The sequence below is a fragment of the Stenotrophomonas sp. YJH_SMC_73 genome, assembly GCF_059370155.1.
Map to the genome: position 1 here is coordinate 155,256 of NZ_JCAFTJ010000012.1, position 7,072 is coordinate 162,327.

The 7,072-nt window shown below is 70.0% G+C and carries 6 protein-coding genes; all 6 read left to right on the forward strand.

Annotation, left to right across the window (positions count from 1 at the left end; translation table 11 throughout):
• Positions 1-53: 53 nt before the first annotated feature.
• The 6 genes from AC5P8R_RS18190 to AC5P8R_RS18215 are packed head-to-tail and all read left to right on the forward strand — an operon-like array spanning position 54 to position 6,797.
• Positions 54-743, forward strand: a complete 690-nt coding sequence (locus tag AC5P8R_RS18190; RefSeq protein ID WP_014648778.1) for an RDD family protein — start codon at positions 54-56, stop codon at positions 741-743.
• Entirely contained in the window at positions 740-1,732 is a 993-nt protein-coding gene (locus tag AC5P8R_RS18195; RefSeq protein ID WP_014648779.1) for a stage II sporulation protein M, read from the forward strand. Before AC5P8R_RS18190 ends, AC5P8R_RS18195 begins: the two co-directional genes overlap by 4 nt.
• The gene (locus AC5P8R_RS18200) at positions 1,722-3,338 is read left to right on the forward strand and encodes a DUF4129 domain-containing protein (RefSeq protein WP_495223702.1); all 1,617 of its coding nucleotides are present in this window, start codon (positions 1,722-1,724) and stop codon (positions 3,336-3,338) included. Before AC5P8R_RS18195 ends, AC5P8R_RS18200 begins: the two co-directional genes overlap by 11 nt.
• Positions 3,335-4,519 carry a DUF4350 domain-containing protein gene (locus tag AC5P8R_RS18205; RefSeq protein ID WP_495223703.1) on the forward strand — a complete coding sequence of 395 codons (1,185 nt, stop codon included), beginning with the start codon at positions 3,335-3,337 and terminating at the stop codon, positions 4,517-4,519. Before AC5P8R_RS18200 ends, AC5P8R_RS18205 begins: the two co-directional genes overlap by 4 nt.
• The gene (locus AC5P8R_RS18210; protein WP_197621833.1) at positions 4,516-5,502 is read left to right on the forward strand and encodes an AAA family ATPase; all 987 of its coding nucleotides are present in this window, start codon (positions 4,516-4,518) and stop codon (positions 5,500-5,502) included. The genes AC5P8R_RS18205 and AC5P8R_RS18210 overlap by 4 nt, the downstream gene beginning before the upstream one ends.
• On the forward strand, positions 5,499-6,797 hold the full coding sequence (locus AC5P8R_RS18215; RefSeq protein ID WP_014648783.1) for a DUF58 domain-containing protein: 1,299 nt from the start codon (positions 5,499-5,501) through the stop codon (positions 6,795-6,797). The genes AC5P8R_RS18210 and AC5P8R_RS18215 overlap by 4 nt, the downstream gene beginning before the upstream one ends.
• The last annotated feature ends 275 nt before the right edge of the window (positions 6,798-7,072 follow it).

Below are 7,072 nucleotides of genomic sequence, written 5' to 3' on the forward strand. Positions count from 1 at the left end.
GTGGCTGCCTGCCGGAGAGGACTCCGCCGCCCACAACGAAGGCCATCGCACTGATGGCCGCACCGATGCTCGATACCTACCGCGAGGTGGTGACGCCGGAGGGTGTGCCGCTGCAGTTGCCGGCGGCCGGCCCGGTGCCCCGGGCGATGGCCTGGCTGATCGATCTGGGCGTGCGCATCGCGGTGCTGGTGCTGATGTCGATTCCGCTGGCACTGCTGGATTCGTTCGGCTCCGGGCTCGGCCTGGTGCTGATGTTCCTGGTCTATTGGGCCTACCCGATCGTCTGCGAAGCGCGGTGGGGCCGCACCCTGGGCAAGCGCGCACTGGGCCTGCACGTGCTCGCGCGCGATGGCGCGCCGGTGGGCTGGATGGCCGCCATCACCCGCAACCTGCTGCGCACCGTGGACATGCTGCCGTTCGGCTATGCACTGGGCCTGATCAGCAGCCTGTTCGATTCCCACGGCCGCCGCCTCGGCGACCTGGTGGCCGGTACCGTGGTGGTGCATGCACCGGTGCTGTACCTGCCGCCTCCGCCCACCATCGACAGCGTGCTGGCCCCGCCGCAGCCGCTGCGACCGGAAGAACAGGCGGCGCTGATGGCCTTCGCCGAGCGCGCGCCGCGGCTGTCGGCGGCACGCCAGCAGGAACTGGCCGGCATTGCCGAGCCACTGACCGGCACCCACGGCCAGGTCGGCGTGCTGCGCCTGTATGCCATGGCCAACTGGCTGCTGGGGCGGCGATGAAGCAGGAACAGTTCGTCGCCCGCTACCAGCAGGAATGGCAGGACCTGGAACACTGGCTGCTGCTGCGCGCCGGTGCTTCGCGCCGCACGCGGCGCAAGGCCAGCGCGCTCGCGCTGGACGATACCGCCTTCCCGCAGCGCTACCGGCGCCTGTGCCAGCAGCTGGCGCTGGCCCGCGAGCGCGGCTACAGCCCGCAGCTGGTGCAGCGCCTGCAGCAGTTGATGCAGCAGGGCCACAGCGTGCTGTACCGCACGCCGCCGACGCGCTGGCGCGGTGCGCTGGAATTCCTGGTGGCCGACTTCCCGTTGCTGGTGCGCAGCCAGGCGCGCAGCATGTGGGTGGCGCTGGCGATGTTCGCGCTGCCGGCGCTGGCCTGCTTCGTGCTGGTGCAGGTCTATCCGGACCTGATCCACATGGTGATGGACAACCGCCAGATCGCCGAGATGGAGCGCATGTACGATCCGGCCGCCGAGCGCCTGGGACGCGACAGCGGCACCGACTGGATGATGTTCGGCCACTACATCCTCAACAACATCAGCATCGCCCTGCGTACCTTCGCCAGCGGCCTGCTGGCCGGCCTGGGCACGCTGCTGGTGCTGCTGTTCAACGGCGTGATCATCGGTTCGGTGGCGGGCCACCTGCAGCACATCGGCCATGGTGATCCGTTCTGGCGCTTCGTCGCAGGCCATGGTGCCTTCGAGCTGACCGCGATCGTGATCGCCGGCGGTGCCGGTCTGCAGCTGGGCATGAAACTGCTGGCACCCGGCCGGCGCAGCCGCCTGGATGCACTGGTCGAGGGCGGCCGCATCGGTGCGCGCCTGTGCCTGGGCGTGGCGTTCATGCTGCTGGTGGCCGCGTTCATCGAAGCCTTCTGGTCGTCGATTGCCGACGTGCCGGCGTGGGGCAAGTTCAGCGTGGCCGGCATGCTGTGGGCCGGCGTGCTGCTGTGGCTGTGGCGCGGCGGACGCGGAGGCGGCCATGCGCATTGACCACCTGGACGTGGTGCTGCGCGCGCGCAGCGGCTGGGAAGCAATGGAGCTGGGCAGTGCCCTGTCGCGCCGCCACGCACGCGCGGTATGGGGCAGCTGGCTGCTGGCCAGTGCGCCGCTGTTCGTGGTCTTCAACGCGCTGGGTTGGTGGCTGGATGCATTCGGCTGGGCGTGGCTGGCAATGTGGTGGTGCAAGCCGCTGTTCGAACGGGCGCCGCTGTACGTGCTGTCGCGTGGCATCTTCGGCGAGCCGGTCGGTACGCTGGCGGCCCTGCGCGCGCAACGCAGCTGGGGCAATGCAGGTTTCTGGGGCTACCTGGGCTGGCGCCGTTTCAGCGTGCTGCGCAGCCTGTGCCTGCCGGTGAACCTGCTGGAGGGCAATGCGCCGGCCCAGCGCGGTGCACGCCGCCGCGCTGTGGCCGCTGGTGCGGCGGGTGCCGCCGCCGTGCTGACCGTGGCCTGCATGGCGTTTGAAGCGGTGCTGGTGTCCGGTGCGATCGGCGCGGTGTTCATGTTCATGCCGCTGGAGCTGATGTCCGAATCATGGCGTGCCGCGTGGGACATGATCGGCCAGGACACACCCGCCTGGGCGCGGGCCGGCTTCAACCTGGCGTGCTGGCTGGCCTCGTTGCTGATCGGTCCGTTCTACGTCGGCGCCGGCTTCGGCCTGTACTTGAACCGGCGCACGCAGATGGAAGCGTGGGACGTGGAGATCGCCCTGCGCCGCCTGCGCGAGCGGCTGCTGCCGGCGGCATCGACGCTGGCCCTGCTGCTGTGCCTTGCCCTGCCGCTGGCCTCCGCGCCAGTGCATGCGCAGGACGCGCAGACGGCCGCAGAACAGGCGGACGATGCCGGAGAGGACGAGGACAGCGCGGAGGAACCGGCCACTACGGCGAACGATCCGGCCAATACACCGGCCATGATCTTCGGTGCAGCGCCAGTGGACACCGCCGGCTTCCGCCAGGCGGTTAACCGCGCCTATGAGGACCCGCTGCAGCGCCCGACCCGCCAGGTCACGCGCTGGAAGCCGATCGAGCAGGCCGAGGAAAAAAAGAAGGAAGACAAGCAGCTGCAGCGTGACACCAACAGCAAGGGTGAACGCAAAGCGCGCAAGGACGGCATCGCCTGGCTGGCACGCCTGGCCGAGTGGGGCCTGTGGGGCCTGCTCGGCATCCTGCTGCTGGTGCTGCTGCTGACCGCGCGGCTGTGGCTGCCGTGGCTGCGCGGCAGTGGCCGGCGCAAGGCCGAGGCCGCACCGCAGGTAGTGGAAGAACCGGTGGAACTGCCGGTCGTGCTGCCGCCGGACGTGGCCACCCAGGCCGGCCTGCTGTGGGACCAGGGGCGGCCGCGGCAGGCGCTGGCCCTGCTGTACCGCGCCAGCGTGCGCACGGTGGGCGAGCGCAGCGGCATCGCGCTTCCGCCCGGTGCTACCGAAGCGCAATGCCTGCGCGCGTCGCGGCGCATGCCCGATGCCACCGACCGTGACCTGTTCGCGCGCATCGTGCGCATGTGGCAGTACGCCGCCTACGGTGGCCGCCTGCCCAGCCGCGCCGATTTCGATGCATTGGCCGATACCCTGCGCCGGCAGTACAGGTGGCTGGCATGAGTCCGCGCCTGTTCTGGTCGCTGCTGCTGGGCGCGCTGGTGCTGTTCGGCGTGCCGCTGACGATCCTTTACCTGCGCACGCACGAACGCGTGACCGAGACCGTGCAGCTGCCGCCGCAGGGCGAAGCTGGCTACAACCCGCTGTACGTGCTGGGCCAGGCCCTGCGTGCCGATGGCATCGAGGTGCACTCGCGGCCGCGGCTGGACCTGCAGCAGATGGCGCTGGGCCCGCACGATACGGTGGTGCTGCTGCAGGACAGCAGCGAACTGCCGGCACCGGCGGCCAGGGCCCTGCTGGCCTGGGTTGATGGTGGTGGCCATCTGCTGGTGCGTACGCCGCCGCCCGCCGAGGACGACGCCAGCAGCACGCAGGGGCCCCTGCTGGACCAGCTGGGCGTGGACAGCCTGTATCAGCAGAGTGACTGCCAGCCATTCCACGTCATCGATGATCCCAGCCACGTCGAGTTCTGCGGCGGCCGTCGCTTCACGCTGGGCTTTGCCGCCAATGCGCGGGCCGAACGGCGCTGGGGCAACGAGCGCAACCTGGTGTTCGCGCGCCTGCGCCATGGCCAGGGCAAGGTGAGCGTGCTGGCCGACATGGAATTCATGCGCGGCGAGGTGGATTCGCCGGCGGCACGCCTGGCGTCGGCCGCAGGCAGGGCCAGTGATGGCCTGCACGATCTCTCGCACCGCGACCTGACCCGTTACCTGCTCGACCCGAATTACGGCAAGGGAGCGTTCTGGCTGGTCTATGCCAGCCGCCCGCCGTCACTGTGGGCGCGCCTGTTCTACCAGGGCTGGCCGCTGTGGGCGCCGCTGCTGCTGGCCCTGCTGGGCTGGTTGTGGGCCCGCTCGCAGCGCTTCGGCAGCCTGCTGCCGTCGCCGGTGCTGGAACGCCGCTCGCTGCTGGAACACGTGCGTGCCAGTGGCGAGCTGCTGCTGCGCTTCGGCCACGGCACGCGCCTGTACGACGCCGTGTTCGTCCTGTTCCTGCATCGCCTGCGCCTGCGCGCACCAGTAGCCGCTGCACTGGACGGTGCGCCGCGCGATCAGGCCATCGCCGAGCTGCTGAAATGGCCGCAAGGCCGTGTTGCCAGCGCGCTCACGCCCCCGCCACCGCACGATTCCTCCGCCCTGCGCGAGCGCATCCGCTTGCTGCTCCAGATGAGATCCCTGCTATGACCGAAGTCCCCGAGCTGCCGGCGGCCGCCAACGCCCGCCTGATCGAACGCGTCGATGCCATCCGCACCGCCGTTGGACACGCCTTCATCGGCCAGGCCGATGTACTGGACCAGATCCTGGTGGCGCTGCTGGCCGGTGGCCACGTGCTGATCGAAGGCGTGCCCGGTCTGGGCAAGACCCTGCTGGTGCGTGCACTGGCACAGGCCCTGGAGCTGGACTACGGGCGCGTGCAGTTCACCCCCGACCTGATGCCCAGCGACGTCAGTGGCCACGCGGTGTACGACCCGAAGAGCGAGAGCTTCAAGATCCGTCGCGGCCCGGTGTTCACCAACCTGCTGTTGGCCGACGAGATCAACCGTGCCCCGGCCAAGACCCAGTCGGCCCTGCTGGAAGTGATGCAGGAAGGCCAGGTGACCATCGAAGGCAAGGCCTTCACCCTGGCGCCGCCGTTCATGGCGCTGGCTACGCAGAACCCGCTGGAACAGGAAGGCACCTACCCGTTGCCGGAAGCACAGCTGGACCGCTTCCTGCTGAAGGTGCTGATCGACTACCCGCAGCTGGAGGCCGAGAAGCGCATGGTGACCGCGATCACCAGTGGCCGTGCCGCCAGCGATTTCGACCTGAGCCAGGTGCCGCGTGTATTGGGGGCCGGCGAGCTGCTGGAACTGCAGCGCGCGACCGCGGCGATCACCGTCGATGACGAAGTGATCGACTACGCGGTGCGGATTGTGGCGGCCACGAGGCAGTGGCCGGGCATCGCGGTCGGCGCTGGCCCCCGCGGCAGCATCGCGCTGGTGCGTGCCTCGCGCGCGCAGGCGGTGCTGGCCGGCCGTGACTTCGTCACGCCGGACGACGTGCGCGACATTGCGCGCCCGGCGCTGCGCCACCGCATTGCACTGGCCCCGGAGCTGCAGATCGAAGGCCAGGACGCCGACGACGTGCTGGGCGCGCTGCTGGCCAAGGTGGAAGCACCGCGCCGATGAGACCGGCCCCGCTGCTGCTGGCGCTGCTGCTGGCCTGGGCTGCCTTGGGCGGCCTGGTGCTGGGCGGGTGGCTGCCGCGCTGGAGCTGGGCGCTGGCAGCCGTCGTCATCGCGCTGCCCGCCTTGTGGGATCTGTGGCGGCAGTCGCGGCGTCCGTCGCCGCAGGTACAGCGCGAGCTGCCCGAAGCGCTGGCGCTGGGCGTGCGCCGCGAGGCGGCGCTGCGCCTGCAGGCCGAGCAATCGATGACGGTGCAGGTGTTCGACCTGGTGCCCGGCGGCTGGCCGCTGGAAGCGCTGCCGCAGCGCGTGCGCCTGCAGGCCGGTACGGCGTCCACCCTGCACTACCACCTGCAGCCGCTGCAGCGTGGGCACTTCCGCTTCGAGGGGGTGCACCTGCGCATGCGTTCGCCGTGGCGCCTGTGGTGGCAGCAACGCACGCTGCCGCCGGCGCTGGAGGTGCGGGTCTATCCGAACTTCGTGCCGCTCACCCGCTTCGCATTGTTCAGTGCCGACCAGGCCTCGCGGCTGGTTGGTGCGCACGTGAAGCGCCGCCGTGGCGAAGGCACCGATTTCCACCAGATGCGCGAGTACCGCATCGGCGACAGCCTGCGCCAGCTCGACTGGAAGGCCACCGCCCGTGCGCGCAAGCTGATCTCGCGCGAATACCAGGACGAGAAGAACCAGCAGCTGCTGCTGATGCTGGACAGTGGCCGGCGCATGCTGGCCAGCGAAGGCGGGCTCTCGCACTTCGACCATGCCTTGAACGCCTCGCTGGTGGTGGCTTACCTGGCGCTGCGCCAAGGCGACGCTGCCGGCCTGTACGCTGCCGGGGGCGAACGCCGCTGGGTGGCGCCGCAGCGCGGCATGGGTACGGTCGAGCACCTGCTGCGCGCCAGCTACGACCTGCAGCCACGCGCGGTGGCCACCGATTACCTGGCCGCCGCCACCGAGGTGTCGCTGCGCCAGCGCCGGCGTGCGCTGGTGATGCTGGTCAGCAACGTGCGTGATGAGGACATCGAAGACCTGCTGGCGGCAGTGCGCCTGCTGCAGCGGCGCCACCTGGTGTGCGTGGCCAGCCTGCGCGAACGCGAGCTGGACGGCGCACTGGAGGGCGAGGTGCAGACACTGGAAGACGCCACCCAGGCCGGTGCCGCCGCGCTGTACCTGCAGCAACGCGCGAAGGCGCATGAGGCCCTGCGCAGCGAAAAGGTGATGGTGCTGGACGTGACCGCCGATGCCCTGCCCGGCGCGCTGGTGGAACGCTATCTGGCGGTGAAGCGCGAAGGGCTGCTCTGATACCCGCGATCGCCCTGGTAGGTGCCAACCTTGGTTGGCACGAAACCCACAGCGTCGACCAAGGTCGACATCTACCAAAACCGGTTGCCGGCCAGCGGCCGGCGCTACCCCCTGCAACAACCGCCGCATCGCCTTGGTAGGTGCCAACCTTGGTTGGCACGAACCCACAGCGCCGACCGAGGTCGGCATCTACCAAAACCGGTTGCCGGCCAGCGGCCGGCACTACCCCTGCAACAACCGATGCATCGCCCTGGTAGGTGCCAACCTTGGTTGGC